The sequence below is a fragment of the Streptococcus bovismuti genome, from assembly GCF_042436615.2.
GTDB lineage: Bacteria > Bacillota > Bacilli > Lactobacillales > Streptococcaceae > Streptococcus.
In genome coordinates this window covers 101,910-121,830 of sequence record NZ_JBHMFR020000005.1, presented here as the reverse complement: position 1 = coordinate 121,830, position 19,921 = coordinate 101,910, and the positions used below count along the sequence as shown (strand labels likewise).

The window sequence follows — 19,921 nt, the reverse complement described above, 5'->3', positions numbered from 1 at the left end:
CCACGATTTCAACTATAAATTAGATTATTCTACATCTTCTTGATTTCTTGTACTACTAATCGTACCTGTTCCCAAACCGATACCATTTTGATTTCCGAGAACATTTTCATATAAGACTGCATTTGTCTCTAACTCTGTCACCTTCGGTTTATCAAGTGAAGTTCTCAAAAGATTCTGGATCTCTAACAAATGGTTAGCAGTTACGATTTGATAAGATGTCCCTTGCAATTCGGCGTCTTCTCCTCGTAATTGTTGAGTTTCAATCGTTTTAAACGAGTCCTGGTAACCTAACAAGCTTGGAATACTTTTCGCAGATAGATCAATATTAGTCTGCATATTGGTACTTAAGGCTTTTAGGATAGATTGATAGTGACTAACACTATTCAAGCTAAGAACTTTTTCAACAACCTTTTGAATGACTTCACGCTGACGCTTCTGACGTCCGTAGTCCCCTTCTGGATCCTGGTAGCGCATGCGAGAATAAACAAGAGCTTCATCTCCATTTAGAGTTTGTTGCCCAACACCAATAGAAATAGTATTAAATTCCTCTTGGTCACTAATAGAAATCGGGAAACCTAGCGTGTTATTGACAGTTATACCACCCACTGCATCGACTAATTGTTGTAATCCGTGCATATTGACCATAATATAGCGGTCAATATGGATGTTCATCATCTTCTGAATGGTTGAGATAGCTAATTCTGCACCTCCACCCGCATAGGCGGCATTCAGTTTCGCTTCTTCAATACTACCATCTTTATGCTGAATTTTAGTCAGGATATCACGTTCCAAACTCAACATCATGGTCTTTTTCGTGTGCGGATTAACTGTCAAAAGAATCATGGAATCACTATTTCCCTCCCAAGGGTCCGTTCGTTCTTCGTTTCCAGTATCAACCCCCATTAAAAGGATCGTTAAGGGTTCAGTAGCCTCAATAACATTGGTTTCTTCCCCAATCTTTTTATAGGTTCTTGATAAGGTTTCTGTTCCTTGCTGATAAATAGTATAAGCAAAGACACCCACACCCAAAACTGTCACAGCTAGAAAAGCTAGCACCATTCCAATAATTTTTTTAACCATATTTCTATTAATCTATCAGTCTACCCATCAGGTAAACATCTATAAATTTCCCTTCTTCTATGTACGCACCGCGTTCTTGTCTGCCTTCAATTACAAAACCGTTCTTTTGATATAAATGAACTGCAGCCTGATTACGAGTTTGGACAGTAAGTTGAAGTCTACGAAGAATCCCACTAGCCTGTGCCCATTCTACGACTTCTTCAAGTAATAAACTTCCCAGTCCATTATTCCAATATTTCTTACCAATCACAATAAAAAGATCTCCAATATGACGAACTCTCTTACGTTGATCAGCTGTGATATTTACAAGACCAGCAATTTCATCATTCAGCAAGGCAAGTAAGGTGATTTGATTTTCTGAACGAGCCTGTTTATCCAAAAACAACTCCATCTCAGCATCTGTCAACAGAATGCCTTCCCTGTCCAGACTGGTAAAATCTGTTTCTAGACTAACACGATTTAAAAATGTCACTAACTCAGCAGCATCATCAGGTTCTGCTTCTCTAATGAGCAATTCATACTCCATGCTGAAGCTCCTCTAAAAGCTTTTCTGCACGCAAACCCTTTGCTTGGAAATGTAATCTGCGACCGTCTCCTTCTTTTAGAATTTCTAATTCTAAATAAGTATCTGGCAAGGCATCACCTAAAAGATGTCCCCACTCAATGACAGTTACCCCGCCACCAAAAAGAAACTCATCCAAATCAATAGAATCAGCATCCCCCTCAATACGATAAACATCTAGGTGGTAAAGTGGAAGACGACCTTCATACTCTCTCACAATAGTATAGGTTGGACTCTTAATCATCTGAGTAATCTGTAACCCTTTAGCAAGACCTTTTGTAAAGGTCGTTTTGCCTGCTCCAAGTTCTCCAGTTAGAATTAAGACATCATTCTTTTCTAATAAACAGCCCAAACGTTCACCTAAAGACTGTAACTCTTCTTCGTTTTTAGTGTACATGTTTCTATTATACCAAAAAGTTGTCCTTTGTCGAGATATTATCTATGAATTCCATATTATAAATTGTAAAACTTGAACCTTCACTTCTTTTATATTTAAAATAGAAACAGCAAGAAGACAACTAACAAGATATCTCTCATTAAATGACTGTAAAATGAAACTTCCCAGCGAATGACTTTTGGCACCAACAGTCCTAGAAATAGCATTCCCAAGGCAATATAAAAGGTCATGGATAATAGCATCCAAGGATTTCTGAGAAAGATTAGAATAGCTAGTCCACTAATAAAACAAATTTCCTTCTTTCCCAAAAATTTTTTCACTCCATTTACATACTTCTTAATCGGCAGAAAAACTAACAAATCAATACCAAATAAGAAAAAGAAACTCGGAAGAAAGGCTTCCACAAATCCTTCTACGGATGTATTTCCTGCAAGGATATGTTCTATGACAATTAAAGCTAAACCCAAAATATTTACTAAGAGCAAGAGACTATACAAGAATTGTTGCTTATCTTCCTTAAAAACTGAATAAGATTGATTTCCCTGCCCTCTATAGTAGTTTAACCCTGCACCAATACTGGCAAGGAGCAACATGCCAACTAAATAATAGAAGCAGTTTTGATTTAACATCAAGGCCCAAGTCGATAAACTTAAACAAGAACAGCTACTAAGACCAAAAACTGTCAGCAACAACAAAACACGAATTTGCTTTTTCATTTTTTCCATCATTCTTCCTCCCTACTTGATCTTATTATAGGCTAGAAATTATCACCATTGCTAGAATATCTCTCAACTGTCAGTTTTCTACTCTAAAATGCAAAAAAGTTTGATGCAAGTATCCCTTACATCAAACTTTTATTATTTCTCTTCAAACCAAAGAGCAATTTCTCGCTTAGCTGACTCTTCTGAATCTGAACCATGTACAACATTTTGGATAACCTCATTTTCTCCAGCCGCTTTTGCAAAATCACCTCGAATAGTACCTGGTAAAGCTTCTTCTGGACGAGTTGCCCCCATCATGGTCCGCCAAGTTTCAATTACTTTGAGGCCTGAAATGATGCCCACAAGAACCGGTCCTGAAGTCATAAATTCACGAATCGGTGGGTAAAAACTCTGACCAACCAAGTCCTGATAGTGCTGATCAATCAACTCTTCTGAAACCTTTGTACGCAACTCCAATTTTTCGATTGTAAATCCACGTTGTTCGATGCGTTTCAACACTTCACCCACTAGTCCTCTTTTTACACCATCTGGTTTAATGATAAAAAATGTTTGTTCCATACCCGTCTCCTTTGCCAGCTTCTTTCTTTTATTTTACCACATTTCATGGAAAAATGGAGAAAATTTTCAGAAAAGAGAAAGAGAACCCGAGGGCTCTCTCATTCTCTTTTATTCTACTGTTTCTCCCACAGTTTCAACGGCAGTATCCACAACTACTTCTGTTGTTTCTTCATTTCCTTCTTCCTCTACTGGAGGATTGAGGTATTCTTCTTCGTTGATAGCATGTGGTTCAAGGTTACGGTAACGAGCCATACCAGTACCTGCTGGGATAATCTTACCGATGATAACATTTTCTTTAAGTCCAAGGAGATGATCTTTCTTACCACGGATAGCTGCGTCAGTAAGGACACGAGTTGTTTCCTGGAAGGATGCCGCTGACAAGAAACTGTTGGTTTCAAGTGAGGCTTTGGTAATTCCCATAAGAACTGGGCGACCAGTCGCTGGGACTCCACCTGCGATAAGGACATCTTTATTGGCATCGGTAAAGTCATTGATATCCATAAGGGTACCCATGAGAAGGTCTGTATCTCCTGGATCCATGACACGGACTTTACGGATCATTTGACGAACCATTACCTCGATGTGTTTGTCACCGATTTCTACCCCTTGGCTACGGTAAACTTTTTGTACTTCACCGAGAAGATAAGTTTCAACTGACAAGACATCACGAACTGCAAGGAGACGTTTTGGTTGGATAGAACCTTCTGTAAGAGCAGCACCACGCGCTACTTGGTCCCCAACTTCGACACGCATACGAGCTGTAAATGGAACGACGTATTCACCTTCGCCAGTTTCACCCTTAACAAAGACTTTCTTAGTACGAGTTGAAGCATCTTCTTCAATAGCAGTAACTTGTCCTTTAACCTCTGTGATAACCGCTTCCCCTTTAGGATTGCGGGCTTCAAAGATTTCTTGGACACGAGGAAGACCCTGAGTGATATCGGTATTTGAGGCAACCCCACCCGTGTGGAAGGTACGCATTGTAAGCTGTGTACCAGGTTCCCCGATAGATTGAGCAGCGATTGTACCAACTGCTTCACCAACTTCAACCGCATCACCAGTCGCCAAGTTGATACCGTAACAGTGACGGCAGACACCATGACGAGTGTTACATGTAAATACAGAGCGGATAGTTACTTCTTCCACACCAGCATTGACAATTTCACGCGCCTTGTCTTCTGTAATCAACTCATTTGGACCAATGATAACTGCACCAGTTTCTGGATGTTTAACAGTTTTCTTAGTGTAACGACCATTGAGACGTTCTTCGAGAGACTCGATCATCTCTTTTCCTTCTGCGATAGAACGGATCAAGAGACCACGGTCTGTTCCACAGTCGTCCTCACGGATGATAACGTCTTGGGCAACGTCAACCAAACGACGAGTCAAGTAACCTGAGTCGGCTGTCTTAAGGGCCGTATCGGTCATACCTTTACGCGCACCGTGAGTTGAGAAGAACATTTCGAGTACCGACAAACCTTCGCGGAAGTTTGAAAGGATTGGCAATTCCATGATACGTCCGTTCGGAGCCGCCATCAGACCACGCATACCGGCAAGTTGTGAGAAGTTTGAGATGTTACCACGGGCTCCAGAGTCCATCATCATAACGATTGGGTTCTTAGGATCTTGGTTGGCAATCAAACGTTTCTCTAGTTTTTCACGGGCAGCACGCCATTCAGCTGTAACAGCATTGTAACGCTCGTCGTCTGTAATCATACCACGACGGAATTGTTTTGTGATTTGTTCTACACGTTTGTGCGATTCTTCAATGATTTCAGCCTTGTCATCAACGACTGGGATATCGGCAATACCCACTGTCAATCCTGCAAGAGTTGAGTGGTGGTAACCGAGGTTCTTCATGCGGTCAAGTAGGGCAGAAGTTTCTGTCGTACGGAAACGTTTGAAGATTTCAGCGATGATATTTCCAAGGTTTTTCTTCTTGAATGGAGGGTTGAGTTCAAGTTTGCTGATTGCTTCCTTGATATCTCCACCAAGTGGCAAGAAGTATTTAGCTGGAACGCCTTCTGTCAGGTTAGCATTGTTTGGTTCTTGCAAGTATGGTAGACCCTCTGGCATGATGTCGTTGAAGAGGATTTTACCAACTGTTGTAAGCAAGACCTTGTGTTTTTGCTCTTCTGTCCATGGTTTGTTGAGGCTGTCTGTTGCGATACCAACACGTGAGTGAAGGTGAACATAACCATTACGGTAAGCCATAACCGCTTCGTCACGGTCTTTGAAGACCATTCCTTCACCTTCACGACCAGCTTCTTCCATGGTCAAGTAGTAGTTACCCAAAACCATGTCCTGAGATGGAGTAACAACTGGTTTACCATCTTTCGGGTTCAAGATGTGCTCAGCAGCGAGCATCAAGATACGAGCTTCTGCTTGGGCTTCTTCTGAAAGCGGTACGTGGATGGCCATTTGGTCCCCGTCAAAGTCGGCATTGTAGGCTTCACAGACAAGTGGGTGCAAGCGAAGGGCCTTACCATCAATCAAGACTGGCTCGAAGGCTTGGATACCCAAACGGTGAAGGGTCGGTGCGCGGTTCAAAAGCACTGGGTGTTCTTTGATTACTTCTTCAAGAATATCCCAGATACGCTCATCTCCGCGTTCCACTAAACGTTTAGCCGCTTTGACGTTTTGCACGATATCACGGGCAACGATTTCACGCATCACAAATGGTTTAAAGAGCTCGATAGCCATTTCACGTGGCACACCACATTGGTACATCTTAAGCGTTGGACCAACGGCGATAACGGAACGTCCTGAGAAGTCAACACGTTTACCGAGCAAGTTTTGACGGAAGCGTCCTTGTTTACCTTTAAGCATGTGGCTCAATGATTTCAGTGGACGGCTACCTGGCCCTGTGATTGGACGACCACGACGTCCATTGTCAATCAAAGCGTCAACTGCTTCTTGAAGCATACGCTTCTCATTTTGAACGATAATACCTGGTGCATTCAACTCAAGCAAACGAGCCAAACGGTTGTTACGGTTGATAACACGGCGGTAAAGGTCGTTCAAGTCAGATGAGGCAAAACGGCCACCATCCAACTGCAACATTGGACGAAGATCTGGTGGAATAACCGGAAGGATGTTGAGAATCATCCATTCAGGTTTGTTTCCAGACTTGTAAAAGGCATCCAAAACATCCAAACGACGGATTGCTTTGACACGTTTTTGTCCAGTAGCTGTTTTCAACTCTTCTTTGAGTTCAGCAATTTCTTTTTCAAGATCTACTTGTTTCAAAAGGTCTTGGATAGCTTCGGCACCCATCTTGGCAACGAATGATCCATAACCATACTCACGCAAGCGCTCACGGTATTCGCGCTCTGTCATGATAGACTTGTGCTCAAGTGGTGTATCCTTAGGATCAATCACCACATAAGCCGCAAAGTAGATAACTTCCTCGAGAGCACGAGGGCTCATATCAAGGGTCAAGCCCATACGGCTTGGAATCCCCTTGAAGTACCAGATGTGAGATACAGGAGCTTTCAATTCGATATGCCCCATACGCTCACGACGAACTTTTGTACGCGTTACTTCAACCCCACAACGGTCACAAACAATCCCTCTGTAACGAATGCGTTTGTACTTACCACAAGCACATTCCCAGTCTTTTGTAGGACCAAAGATAACTTCATCAAAGAGTCCTTCACGTTCTGGTTTCAAGGTACGGTAATTGATTGTTTCAGGTTTTTTGACTTCTCCATAAGACCATGAACGGACTTTACTTGGAGAAGCTAGGGTGATTTGCATACTTTTAAAACGATTTACATCAACCACTATTTCTTCCCTTTCTATTCTAAGTGAACTGCTTATTCTTGTTCAGCAGCTTCTTCTGTTGCTTCCGCTTTTGTTGCTTTTTCAGCTTCTTCAGCTTCAAAGGCTGCTTTAGCCTCTTGGGCTGCTTTTTCGCGGGCTTTTTCAAGGTCATCTACGTGGATGACATCTTCGTCCATTCCTTCATCCAAGTCACGAAGTTCCACTTCTTGATCATCTTCGTCAAGGACACGCATGTCAAGACCAAGAGATTGCAATTCTTTTACAAGAACTCGGAAGGATTCTGGAACACCTGGTTTTGGAATTGGTTTTCCTTTTGTAATAGCTTCATAAGCTTTCAAACGTCCGTTAATATCGTCAGACTTGTAAGTCAAGATTTCTTGAAGGACATTTGACGCACCGTAAGCTTCAAGAGCCCAAACCTCCATCTCACCGAAACGTTGTCCACCAAACTGAGCTTTACCTCCGAGTGGTTGTTGGGTAACAGTTGAGTAAGGTCCGACTGAACGCGCGTGCAATTTATCGTCAACCATGTGGTGGAGTTTGATCATGTACATGACACCAACTGACACACGGTTATCAAATGGTTCACCAGTACGTCCATCGTAAAGGATTGTTTTGGCATCACTATCCATACCTGCTTCTTTAACAGTTGACCAAAGGTCTTCAGAACTTGCTCCGTCAAAGACTGGTGTAGCGATGTGGATACCAAGAGTACGAGCCGCCATACCAAGGTGGAGCTCCATAACCTGACCAATATTCATACGTGATGGCACCCCAAGTGGGTTCAACATGATATCGACTGGAGTTCCGTCTGGAAGGTAAGGCATGTCTTCTACAGGAACGATACGAGAGACAACCCCTTTGTTTCCGTGACGTCCGGCCATCTTATCTCCGACCTTGATCTTACGTTTTTGAGCGATGTAGACACGAACCAGCATGTTAACACCTGATTGCAACTCATCTCCATTTGCACGTGTAAAGATCTTAACATCACGAACGACACCATCGGCACCGTGTGGTACACGAAGAGAAGTATCACGCACTTCACGGGACTTGTCTCCAAAGATAGCGTGCAAGAGACGTTCTTCAGCTGAAAGGTCTTTCTCACCCTTAGGTGTTACTTTACCTACAAGGATGTCACCTTCTTTAACCTCAGCACCGATACGGATAATACCCATTTCATCAAGGTCTTTAAGGGCATCTTCACCAACGTTTGGAATTTCACGAGTAATTTCTTCAGGCCCAAGCTTTGTATCGCGCGTTTCTGATTCATATTCTTCAAGGTGGACAGATGTATAGACATCGTCTTTGACCAAGCGTTCGCTCATGATAACGGCATCCTCGAAGTTGTAACCTTCCCAAGTCATGTAGGCAACGATTGGGTTTTGTCCAAGCGCCATTTCTCCATTTTCCATAGAAGGTCCGTCAGCGATGAAATCGCCTTTTTCAACGACATCACCAACTTTAACAAGCGTACGTTGGTTGTAGGCAGTACCTGAGTTTGAACGACGGAATTTTTGAATATGGTAAACGTCTAATGAACCATCTTCACGACGAACTTCTACCTTGTCAGCATCTGCATAAGTAACTTTACCGTCATACTGAGCAATCACAGCAGCTCCTGAATCGTGGGCTGCTTGGTATTCCATACCAGTACCAACGTAAGGTGCTTTAGGATTAATCAACGGCACAGCCTGACGTTGCATGTTGGCTCCCATGAGGGCACGGTTGGAGTCATCGTTTTCCAAGAAAGGAATACATGCTGTCGCAACGGCAACTACCTGTTTTGGTGAAACGTCCATGTAGTCAACAACATTAGCTGGATACTCTTGGTTGACCCCTTGGTGACGTCCCATGACAACTTTCTCAGCAAATGTTCCATCTTCATTCAGACGAGAATTAGCCTGTGCTACAGTAAATTCATCTTCTTCATCGGCTGTCAACCAAACGATTTCGTTCGTAACAACGCCTGTTTCACGGTCAACCTTACGGTATGGTGTTTGAACAAATCCATATTTGTTCAAGTGTCCGTAAGATGACAAGTTATTGATCAAACCGATGTTAGGTCCTTCAGGTGTCTCGATTGGACACATACGACCGTAGTGAGTGTAGTGCACGTCACGCACTTCATATCCAGCACGGTCACGTGTCAAACCACCAGGTCCTAAGGCTGACAAACGGCGTTTGTGAGACAACTCAGAAAGTGGGTTGTGTTGGTCCATAAACTGTGACAACTGTGATGAACCAAAGAATTCTTTAACCGCAGCTGTTACAGGACGGATGTTGATGATTTGTTGTGGCGTCAAGACTTCGTTGTCTTGAACAGACATACGTTCACGGACATTACGTTCCATACGAGAAAGCCCAAGACGTACTTGGTTAGCAAGCAATTCACCAACCGCACGGATACGACGGTTCCCAAGGTGGTCGATGTCATCTACACGGCCAAGTCCTTCAGCCAAGTTGAGGAAGTAGCTCATTTCAGCAAGGATATCTGCAGGAGTGACGATACGAACCTTGTCATCTGGATTAGCATTACCGATGATGGTTACAACACGGTCTGGATCAGTTGGAGCAACAACCTTGAATTTTTGAAGAACAACTGGCTCAGTCACAACCGCTGCATCATTTGGAATGTAGACAATCTTGTTCAAGTCGCCATCCAAATAGCTTTCGATGCTTTCAATCACACTACGAGTCATGATTGTTCCAGCTTCTACCAAGATTTCTCCAGTTTCAGGGTCTACCAATGGCTCTGCAATGGTTTGGTTGAGCAAGCGTGTTTTAACATTGAGTTTTTTATTGATTTTGTAACGACCGACAGCTGCCAAGTCATAACGACGTGGGTCAAAGAAACGAGCTACAAGCAAGCTACGTGAGCTTTCAGCAGTCTTAGGCTCACCTGGACGAAGGCGTTCGTAAATTTCTTTCAAGGCTTCGTCTGTACGAGAGTCCATTGGGTTCTTGTGGATATCTTTTTCAACAGTGTTGCGAACCAATTCGCTATCACCAAAGATATCAAAGATTTCATCATCACCTGAGAAACCAAGCGCACGAACCAATGTCGTAAATGGAATCTTACGAGTACGGTCGATACGAGTGTAGGCGATATCTTTTGAGTCGCTTTCAAGTTCCAACCAAGCTCCACGGTTAGGGATAACAGTTGAACCGTAGCCCACTTTACCGTTTTTATCAACTTTATCGTTAAAGTAAACACCTGGTGAGCGGACCAACTGAGATACGATGATACGTTCACCACCATTGATGATGAAAGTACCCATTTCAGTCATGATTGGGAAATCACCAAAGAAAACTTCTTGGGTTTTGATTTCGCCTGTTTCTTTATTGATCAAGCGGAAGGTTACAAAAATTGGTGCTGAGTAGCTAGCATCGTGAATACGAGCTTCTTCTAGCGTATATTTTGGTTCCTTGATTTCATATCCAACAAATTCCAACTCCATTGTGTCTGTGAAGTTTGAAATTGGCAATACATCTTCAAACACTTCCTTCAGACCATGGTCTAGGAAATCTTTGAATGAGTCAGTTTGAATTTCAATCAAATTTGGTAAGTCAAGAACTTCTTTGATTCTTGAAAAACTACGACGGGTACGATGTTTCCCGTATTGAACGTCATGTCCTGCCAAGATGATTCTCCTTTGTAAATAAGTTCCAAGCCTTGTCAATCAGGCTTTTCTAATCGTCATATGGTTTTAAAAACCCCTATCACCGTGTCCTCTTGATAAATTTTCAGAATCTTTAAGTCTTTGTTACAAACACTCAAAATCCTGAAAAAAAGCACAAAAAGAGCAGCTAAATCTGACTTTTTCAGAAGATTTAACTGCTGTGAGCCTTGTCTGGACAATATTTCAGACAAAACCTACGACAAATGATTATTCGTATTATACCCTATTTAGCTAGATTTTTCAAGGGGATTGACGAATTTTTGACAAAATCTTTTCCTATAAAAATTAAAAAATTAAATTCAATAATCGCTTTGCAAATTTCATTTTCAGCTTAGTAGTTCACAAAAATATAGTAAATTACGATTTTCCTATTTTATATTAGGTTATTTTTCTTGACTTTACTAGAGTTTTCTTTTAATATATATGTATAAATATATAGGGAGATTTATGATGAATATCTTGCTTTCTAAGACTGAACAAGATTTGCTATTCTTACTGGAAGAATTAACCAAACACCATGATTGGATAGAAATTCTAGACTTGGCTAAGAAGCTGAATTTTTCAATAGAAGAATTGCAAGAACACCTTTTTAAGCTTGAACAATTATTTCCAAACCTCCTGCTTCAATCAAGAAAAAAAGGCATTCAGTTGCAGTTTGACTTCCAAAACACCTTGGATCCCAGGATTGCGATTTTTAAACGATCTGACACCTACTCCTTTTTGAACCAGTTGTTTTTCAATGAGGAACAATCACTCGAGCAAATGTGTCAAGAACTTGTAATGAGTTGCGAACGAGTTCAGGAAATCATCCAGCATCTAAATACTAAACTTCCCCAACACTATGGCATCAAAATCCAACTTTCCCCTTTAGTCATGAAGGGAACAGAAGAGGACATTCGTGCCTTTTATCTAGACTACTTTAGCCAAAGTTACGACTTTCTAGATTGGCCCTTCCCTTCTATTTCTGAAGAATCACTCACTCACTTGATTCAGCTATTTTTGGACGCCCAACAAGTTTCACCCAACCTCAGTAGCTTACGGCAAATCAAATATACCCTAGCTATTAATCTAGAGCGGTTTAATAAAAGTCACTTCATTGAAAATCCTACTCCCCTTTTAACCAGTCACTACAGTTCTCTCATGCAAATTACGCAGTTTGAAGAAAATATTAAGAAGATGGCTAAAAAACTCTGCTTTGAACCGACAATGGAAACACTGGAACAGCTATTTTCAAACCCAATCAAATCTCTTCAAATTGCAAACAATCCTAACAACGGAGCACTGGGTGATATTCATCATATCCAAAAATCCTACCGTTTATTGAGTCAAATCTTAGAAGAGTTAGCTAGAGAATTTCACCTACAGATTGAAAATCGTGAGGAATTGATTTGGCTCCTCCACTACACTGCCCAATCTGATTTCTTTCATTTACTCAGTAACCAGTCTCTCGACAGACAGAAATCCCGGATTTTAAGCAATTATCAAGCAGAATTTCCAAAACTATTTGAAGTAAGTCAACACAAATTCCAATCTTATTTGACTGAGATGGGGCTAAACAGTAAGTCAAGTAAGCTACAAGAGATGATCTACACCCTCACCATCCAAGGGCATCGGATTTTAGTCCAACTGCTTCAAAAACTTCCAAAAATACGTGTTTTGGTCATTAGTCATCTGGATAGCCATCATGCACAAAGTCTAATCGATACCCTAACTCACTACGGCAACAATCTCTATCTCTTTGATTCTTGGGAAGAATCTACGATTTCTTTCTCAGTTCTCAATCAAATCCCTCACGATATTATTATCACTACCTTTCCTGTCACCAACTCTCCGAAACCACTTATCTACAGTCGTAACTTCTCTACTTCAGAATTATTCTACCACCTCCACCTTCTGGCTTCTCAAATTCATAAAGAAAGACTGGCTAAATCGTAACAAAATCTGTTGCGATTTTTCTTTTATTTTAATTTTAGGAAAACGCTTGCATCTTGTTTTACTAAGTGCTATACTGATAAAGAAATTTATTGATTGGAGAATGATTATGAGAAAAACACCATCTCACACTGAGAAAAAAATGGTCTACAGCATCCGTTCCCTCAAGAATGGAACTGGTTCTGTCCTTATTGGAGCAAGTTTTGTCTTTCTTGCCATGGCTACACCAACTATCTCAGCCAACGAAAATACTACAAGCAATAAGGCAACTAGTAATGAAACCACTACTGCCCTTGCACAACCTCTTACTGATACAGCAGTTAACTCTGATAAGAACGAAAGTGATATTTCTTCGCCTGAAAATGCAAACGCTTCCCTAGAGAAAAAAGAAGAAAAACCTGCAACAGAGCCAACAACTCCTGTTTCAACCTCAGCCGATTCAGCACCACAAACCAGACAAGATCGTTCAAGTGAGCCAACTACTTCTACGAATCCAGTAACGACTGAAACTAAGTCAGAAGAGCCCATCGAAGACAATTACTTCCGTATCCACGTCAAAAAACTTCCTGAAGAAAACAAGGATACTCAAGGACTATGGACTTGGGACGATGTTGAAAAACCATCTGAAAATTGGCCTAACGGAGCCTTGTCCTTCAAGGATGCCAAAAAAGATGACTACGGCTATTACTTAGATGTCAAATTAAAGGGAGAACAAGCCAAGAAAATTAGCTTCCTCATCAATAATACAGCTGGGAAAAATCTAACCGGCGATAAATCAGTAGAAAAACTGGCACCAAAGATGAATGAGGCTTGGTTGGACCAAGATAACAAGGTTTTCTCTTACGAACCACAGCCTGCAGGAACTATTCGTGTCAACTACTACCGCACAGATGGCAACTATGACAAGAAGTCTCTCTGGTACTGGGGAGATGTGAAAGAGCCAAGTAGTGGTGAATGGCCTAATGGAACAGACTTTACGGCTACAGGCAAATATGGTCGCTATATCGATATTCCACTCAAAGATGCAGCTAAAGACCTTGGATTTTTATTACTAGACAGAAACAAACAAGGAGACGATGTGAAAATCCGTAAAGAAGATTATAAGTTCACAGATTTAAAAAATCATAGCCAAATTTTCCTAAAAGACGATGATGAATCGATTTACACAAATCCATACTATGTCCATGATATCCGTATGACAGGAGCCCAACACGTAGGCACTTCTAGCATTGAGAGTAGTTTTTCAACACTTGTCGGTGCTAAAAAAGAGGATATCCTCAAACACTCTAACATCACTAATCACCTAGGAAACAAGGTAACTATCACCGATGTTGCAATCGATGAAGCTGGTAAGAAAGTGACCTACAGCGGAGATTTCTCTGACACAAAACATCCATATACTGTTAGCTACAATTCCGACCAATTCACTACCAAAACAAGCTGGCGTCTGAAAGATGAGACTTACAGTTATGATGGCAAACTTGGAGCTGACCTAAAAGAAGAAGGAAAACAAGTTGATTTAACCCTTTGGTCACCAAGTGCTGACAAGGTTTCTGTCGTTGTCTACGACAAGAATAACCCTGAAAAAGTGGTTGGAACTGTCGCTCTTGAAAAAGGGGAAAGAGGAACTTGGAAACAAACTCTAGATAGCACAAACAAACTCGGAATCACAGATTTCACTGGATACTATTATCAATACCAAATCGAACGTCAAGGTAAAACTGTTCTTGCACTCGATCCTTACGCTAAGTCCCTCGCTGCTTGGAATAGTGACGATGCTAAGATTGACGATGCCCATAAAGTGGCTAAAGCCGCCTTTGTAGATCCAGCCAAACTCGGACCTCAAGACTTGACTTATGGTAAGATTCACAATTTCAAGACTCGTGAAGATGCCGTTATCTACGAAGCTCATGTGCGTGACTTCACCTCAGATCCTGCCATTGCAAAAGACTTGACCAAACCATTTGGTACCTTTGAAGCCTTTATCGAAAAACTAGACTACCTCAAAGACTTGGGTGTAACCCACATCCAGCTCCTTCCAGTCTTGTCTTACTACTTTGTCAATGAATTGAAAAATCATGAACGCTTGTCTGACTATGCTTCAAGCAACAGCAATTACAACTGGGGATATGACCCTCAAAACTACTTCTCATTGACTGGTATGTACTCAAGCGATCCTAAGAATCCAGAAAAACGAATTGCAGAATTTAAAAACCTCATCAACGAAATCCACAAACGTGGCATGGGAGCTATTCTGGATGTAGTTTATAACCATACAGCCAAAGTCGATATCTTTGAAGATTTAGAACCAAACTACTACCACTTTATGGATGCTGATGGGACACCTCGCACTAGCTTTGGTGGTGGACGCTTGGGAACAACCCACCATATGACTAAACGGCTCCTAGTTGACTCTATCAAATATCTAGTTGATACCTACAAAGTGGATGGATTCCGTTTCGATATGATGGGTGACCACGATGCAGCTTCTATCGAAGAAGCTTACAAGGCTGCACGCGCCCTCAATCCTAACCTAATCATGCTGGGTGAAGGTTGGAGAACCTATGCTGGTGATGAAAATATGCCTACTAAAGCTGCTGACCAAGATTGGATGAAGCATACCGATACTGTCGCTGTCTTTTCAGACGACATCCGTAACAACCTCAAGTCTGGTTATCCAAACGAAGGTCAACCTGCCTTTATCACAGGTGGCAAGCGTGATATCAACACTATCTTCAAAAATCTGATTGCTCAACCAACCAACTTTGAAGCAGACAGTCCTGGCGATGTGATTCAATACATCGCAGCCCATGATAACTTGACCCTCTTTGACATCATCGCTCAGTCTATCAAAAAAGACCCAAGCAAGGCTGAGAACTATGCTGAAATTCATCGTCGTTTGCGACTTGGAAATCTCATGGTCTTGACAGCTCAAGGGACTCCGTTTATCCACTCTGGTCAAGAATATGGTCGCACCAAACAATTCCGTGACCCAGCCTACAAGACTCCAGTAGCAGAGGATAAAGTTCCAAATAAATCTCACTTGTTGCGTGATAAGGATGGCAATCCATTTGACTATCCTTACTTCATCCATGACTCTTACGACTCTAGTGATGCAGTCAACAAGTTTGACTGGACTAAGGCTACAGATGGAAAAGCTTTCCCTGAAAATGTCAAAAGCCGTGACTACATGAAAGGGTTGATTGCCCTTCGTCAATCTACAGATGCCTTCCGACTTAAGAGCCTCCAAGATATCAAAGACCGTGTCCACCTCATCACTGTCCCAGGACAAAATGGTGTAGAAAAAGAGGACGTAGTGATTGGCTACCAAATCACTGCTCCAAATGGAGACATCTATGCAGTCTTTGTCAATGCTGACGAAAAAGCCCGCGAATTTAATTTGGGAACTGCCTTTGCCCACCTCAGAAATGCTGAAGTTTTGGCAGATGAGAACCAAGCAGGACCAGTTGGAATTGCCAACCCGAAAGGACTTGAATGGACTGAAAAAGGCTTGAAATTAAATGCCCTTACAGCCACTGTTCTTCGAATCTCTCAAGGCGGTGCCATCGTTGCCCCAGCTGTGGAAGAAAAACCAGAATTTGACCTTTCCAGCTTAAAACAAGAACAAGGGCAAAATAATGACCAAGGTACTATTTCAAACCGAGTGGTCAAACCTGAACATCAAGATCCAGCTCCACAAGTTAGACCTGACTCTACTACACCAGATGCTCCTAAACCAGATGCAAAAGTAGCTGATGCAGAAGATAAACCTAGCCAAGCTACAACTGATTCACAAGCTTCACAACCAACACAAGAAGCACAAGCATCATCTGTAAAAGAGGCGGTTCAAAACGAATCGGTAGAAAACTCTAGCAAGGAAAATAAACCTGCACCCCTAGCTAAACAAGCTGAACTTCCAAATACAGGAACTAAAAACGATAACAAATTCCTGTTCATAGGAATCAGCATCCTTGCCCTTCTCGGTCTCGGGTTCTTACTAAAAAACAAAAAAGAGAATTAAACTAGCCCTCCTATAGAAAAATCCTCCGAGCATTAATGCTCGGGGGATTGATTTTTGCCCTGATAATCCTATCTATCAAATCATATATTCCACACTATAGGTCGCATCCGAAAGGATTCGTGCCAAAAATTGCTTGGTTCGTTCTTCTTTTGGACGGCTAAAGAATTCATGGGCATTATTTTCTTCAACAATTTTCCCACCATCCATAAAAATGACATGATTGGCTACATCTCTGGCAAAGCCCATCTCATGAGTCACTACTACCATAGTAACCCCTTCTTTTGCTAACTGTTTTAAAACATCCAAAACATCCCCTACCAACTCTGGATCCAAGGCTGATGTTGGCTCATCCAACAGAATGACCTCTGGTTTCACAGCAATTGCACGGGCAATACCGATTCGTTGTTGCTGACCTCCAGAAAGTTGAGATGGATAGTAATCCTTATAAGCCAGTAAACCAACTTTTTCTAAGGCTGCTTCCGCACGTTTGATTGCTTCTTCCTTAGGAATTTTCCGAGCAATCACCAAGCCCTCCAAAATATTTTCCAAGGCTGTTTTATTGGCAAATAAATTATAATGTTGGAAAACAAAAGCGGTCTTTTGGCGAATTTCTAAAATGTCTTTTTTAGTCAATTTGCCAAGGTCGTAGTCTTTATCCCCAAGCTTCAAAGAACCACTATCAGCCTTTTCTAAATGATTGAGACATCTGAGAAAAGTCGTTTTACCTGATCCAGATGGCCCCAAGATTACAACCACATCCCCTTGGTTGACCTTGAGATTAACATCTTCTAAGACTTGTCTGTCTCCAAATTTTTTTGCAACATGTTCTACCTGTAACATTGTATCCTCCTATGCTAAACCTGTAGTGGGCGCTACTTGTCCCTTTTCTCTTCGAATATAGCGTTTCTCTAAGAGTGAAAAGCCCCATTGAATCAATCCGCAAATAAGAATGTACTGTAAAAAGATAACAAAGTATGATTCAAAATACTGATAACCATAAGACGCTTCAACACGGGCAATAGCTGTAATATCCTTAATAGTCATCACAAAGACCAAAGAGGTTCCTTTTACAATATTTATGACTAAATTAGTCAAATTGGGCAGGGCTGAACGCAAGGCCTGTGGAAAAACAATCCTCACATAGGCCTGGCTACTGGTCAATCCAATCGCTTGTGCAGCTTCTAATTGTCCCTTATCGACAGTCAAAATAGCCGAACGTAAGATTTCTGATAAACTCCCTGTTGTCATCAAGCTGTAGATAATAAAAGCATAATAGATAGGATTGAGTTTAAAGATGTCAACATTACTTCCTATGCTTTTAAGAAATTGATTGAGCAAACTCGGAAACAAACTATAAAAGAAAAGAATCAGCAAAATCGGAGGTGTTGCTCTTATAAAAGCTAGATACACGAGAGAGAAAGTTCGAACACCTTTGACTTTATATATTTGTCCCAGAGCTAAAAACAAGGCAGGTACAAAACTTAAGACCATGGCTACAATCATGATAATCAAGGTGGTCGGTACCCCTTTTAAGGTCTCTAAAAAGGTTTTTGCAATATAGTCCAAATCCATATCCTATCTCCCTTTCGTTTCCAAAGATTTTTCTAACAAGCGACTCAAGAAGGAAACAGCCAAGGCCACACCCCAATAAAGAATGGCAACCGCTGTATAGGTTTCAAGAGAGTAATTCCCCAAATTGCGACTGATTAAGAGATTCCCAGCCCCCATGACATCCACAAAACCAATCGTATAGGCTAGGGCAGCGTCCCGCATCAAATTTAGAATAGCGGTCGTCATATTTGGAAGAGCCACTTGAAAAGCCTGAGGAAAAATGATTCTCCAAAATGTCTGACTAGGGGTCAGACCAATACTGACTCCAGCCTCCATCTGACCTTTGGGAATTGCCTGATAGGAGGCCTTAAACACTTCTGCAATGATAGCCGCAAACAGCAAGACCATGGTAAATAATACGAAGACCGTTTTAGACCAGTTGTTAATATCTAAATTCAACCACCATTTTAAAAATTCAGGTAAACCATAAAAGACTAAAAACAGTAAAACAATTGGGGGAGTACAGCGAAGAGTGAAAATATATCCCTTGGAAAGACCTGCAAAAGTCTTGTCTTCTCCCACTTGTGCCCAAGCCAGTAAGCCACCGAAAAGGGAGCCAAGGATTGTAGTAAAAAAGAGAATGGACAAGGTCATAGGAAGAGCCTGCCATAAGGTAGGTAAAAATTTGAACACTCTTGAAAAATCATATGAAACCATGTAAACCTCTTTCTAACATACCTGCTTGCTTATCTAATCTTTATCAACATAACTAAAGACATCTTCTTTAAAGTATTTTTGAGAAAGTTTAGCTAGAGTACCGTCTTCTTTTAATTCTTTAATCGCTTTTTCATATTCTTTAGCAAACTTCTCGCCCTTTTCATCACGGTGAATCAATGGATAGGTCGGGATTCCTTTATATGGGAACCAGCTAAGTTTGTCCGCATATTGGTGGTAAGAACCATCCTCAGCTGTCACTGCTTTTTCAAAAGAAAGTTTGATATCAAAGAAGGCATCATAACGTCCTTCTAAAACCCAAGCATAAGCGTCTGCCACTTTGAAAGATTCAGCAGCTGTCAACTCAATTGGTGCATCCTTATGCTTCTCGTTATAACTATTGATGACATTCCACTGAGCATTTTGAGGAGAGATGGGTACTAATTTCCCTTTATTTTTGGCAAAATCATCAATATTCTTATATTTGGCTTCATCTTCTTTTCTAACAGTAAAACCAATAATGCTGGCTCCTACTGGCTCAGATGGAATAATAAATTTCTTAGCCCGTTCATCTGTATACCAAGCACCTTTAGTTCCAATATCGTACTTGCCAGACTCAAGTCCAATCAAGAGATCATCATCACTAGTTCCAGTATACTCAAATTTATAATCTGCTAATTTCTCATCAACCGCCTTTAAAACAGCGACTTCATAACCATCTGATTCCCCTTTTTCGTCAATAAAATCATAAGGGACATAGTTTTGAGTATGGGCAACTTTTAAAGTTGTTACTTGTCCAGATGAAACTGCATCTGCACCTTTAGCAGATGCTCCCGCCAAAGTTCTACCAATAATCGTTGCTCCAAGCACTGCCGCAACCGCAACTCCACCAATAATCCATGTTTTCTTACTCAT

Annotated in this window: 13 protein-coding genes; 2 read left to right on the top strand and 11 right to left on the bottom strand. The window is 41.3% G+C overall.

All coding sequences use genetic code 11. The annotated features are described in order from the left end of the window. Positions 1-24: 24 nt before the first annotated feature. The 7 genes from lytR to rpoB form a co-directional block, all read right to left on the bottom strand. Positions 25-1,080, bottom strand: coding sequence for a glycopolymer--peptidoglycan transferase LytR (lytR, locus tag ACERDH_RS06765; protein WP_261013442.1), 1,056 nt, complete (start codon positions 1,078-1,080; stop codon positions 25-27). A 7-nt stretch (positions 1,081-1,087) separates the two neighbouring features. Beyond that, entirely contained in the window at positions 1,088-1,606 is a 519-nt protein-coding gene (locus ACERDH_RS06760) for a GNAT family N-acetyltransferase (RefSeq protein WP_261013432.1), read from the bottom strand. Beyond that, positions 1,596-2,039 carry a tRNA (adenosine(37)-N6)-threonylcarbamoyltransferase complex ATPase subunit type 1 TsaE gene (gene tsaE / locus ACERDH_RS06755; protein ID WP_261013427.1) on the bottom strand — a complete coding sequence of 148 codons (444 nt, stop codon included), beginning with the start codon at positions 2,037-2,039 and terminating at the stop codon, positions 1,596-1,598. Before tsaE ends, ACERDH_RS06760 begins: the two co-directional genes overlap by 11 nt. 95 nt (positions 2,040-2,134) lie before the next feature. Further along, entirely contained in the window at positions 2,135-2,767 is a 633-nt protein-coding gene (locus ACERDH_RS06750; protein ID WP_386684804.1) for a competence protein, read from the bottom strand. Between the two features lie 129 nt (positions 2,768-2,896). Beyond that, positions 2,897-3,319: a nucleoside-diphosphate kinase gene (ndk, locus tag ACERDH_RS06745; protein ID WP_261013412.1), complete on the bottom strand. Its 423-nt coding sequence runs from the start codon at positions 3,317-3,319 to the stop codon at positions 2,897-2,899. A gap of 108 nt (positions 3,320-3,427) precedes the next feature. After that, on the bottom strand, positions 3,428-7,105 hold the full coding sequence (gene rpoC / locus ACERDH_RS06740; RefSeq protein ID WP_049500658.1) for a DNA-directed RNA polymerase subunit beta': 3,678 nt from the start codon (positions 7,103-7,105) through the stop codon (positions 3,428-3,430). 32 nt (positions 7,106-7,137) lie between these two features. After that, a complete protein-coding gene (gene rpoB, locus ACERDH_RS06735; protein WP_125443338.1) occupies positions 7,138-10,749 on the bottom strand; it encodes a DNA-directed RNA polymerase subunit beta in 3,612 nt (1,203 codons plus the stop codon). A 489-nt stretch (positions 10,750-11,238) separates the two neighbouring features. On the opposite strand from rpoB, the gene ACERDH_RS06730 reads away from it, so the two are divergent. Together ACERDH_RS06730 and ACERDH_RS06725 are read left to right on the top strand one after the other, a co-directional pair. Further along, positions 11,239-12,723, top strand: a complete 1,485-nt coding sequence (locus ACERDH_RS06730) for an AcpB/EbpR/MafR family transcriptional regulator (RefSeq protein WP_386685419.1) — start codon at positions 11,239-11,241, stop codon at positions 12,721-12,723. Between the two features lie 106 nt (positions 12,724-12,829). Continuing rightward, complete coding sequence (locus ACERDH_RS06725) at positions 12,830-16,741, top strand: pullulanase (protein WP_386684809.1); 3,912 nt, start codon at positions 12,830-12,832, stop codon at positions 16,739-16,741. Between the two features lie 75 nt (positions 16,742-16,816). On the opposite strand, the gene ACERDH_RS06720 is transcribed toward ACERDH_RS06725, so the two are convergent. Genes ACERDH_RS06720 through ACERDH_RS06705 form a run of 4 tightly spaced genes read right to left on the bottom strand, consistent with a single transcriptional unit; the run spans position 16,817 to position 19,921 of the window. Beyond that, positions 16,817-17,581, bottom strand: a complete 765-nt coding sequence (locus tag ACERDH_RS06720) for an amino acid ABC transporter ATP-binding protein (protein ID WP_386684812.1) — start codon at positions 17,579-17,581, stop codon at positions 16,817-16,819. A gap of 9 nt (positions 17,582-17,590) precedes the next feature. Continuing rightward, on the bottom strand, positions 17,591-18,313 hold the full coding sequence (locus tag ACERDH_RS06715; protein WP_386684815.1) for an amino acid ABC transporter permease: 723 nt from the start codon (positions 18,311-18,313) through the stop codon (positions 17,591-17,593). A gap of 3 nt (positions 18,314-18,316) precedes the next feature. Continuing rightward, a complete protein-coding gene (locus tag ACERDH_RS06710) occupies positions 18,317-19,009 on the bottom strand; it encodes an amino acid ABC transporter permease (RefSeq protein WP_386684818.1) in 693 nt (230 codons plus the stop codon). A 33-nt stretch (positions 19,010-19,042) separates the two neighbouring features. After that, positions 19,043-19,921, bottom strand: a complete 879-nt coding sequence (locus tag ACERDH_RS06705; protein WP_386684821.1) for a transporter substrate-binding domain-containing protein — start codon at positions 19,919-19,921, stop codon at positions 19,043-19,045.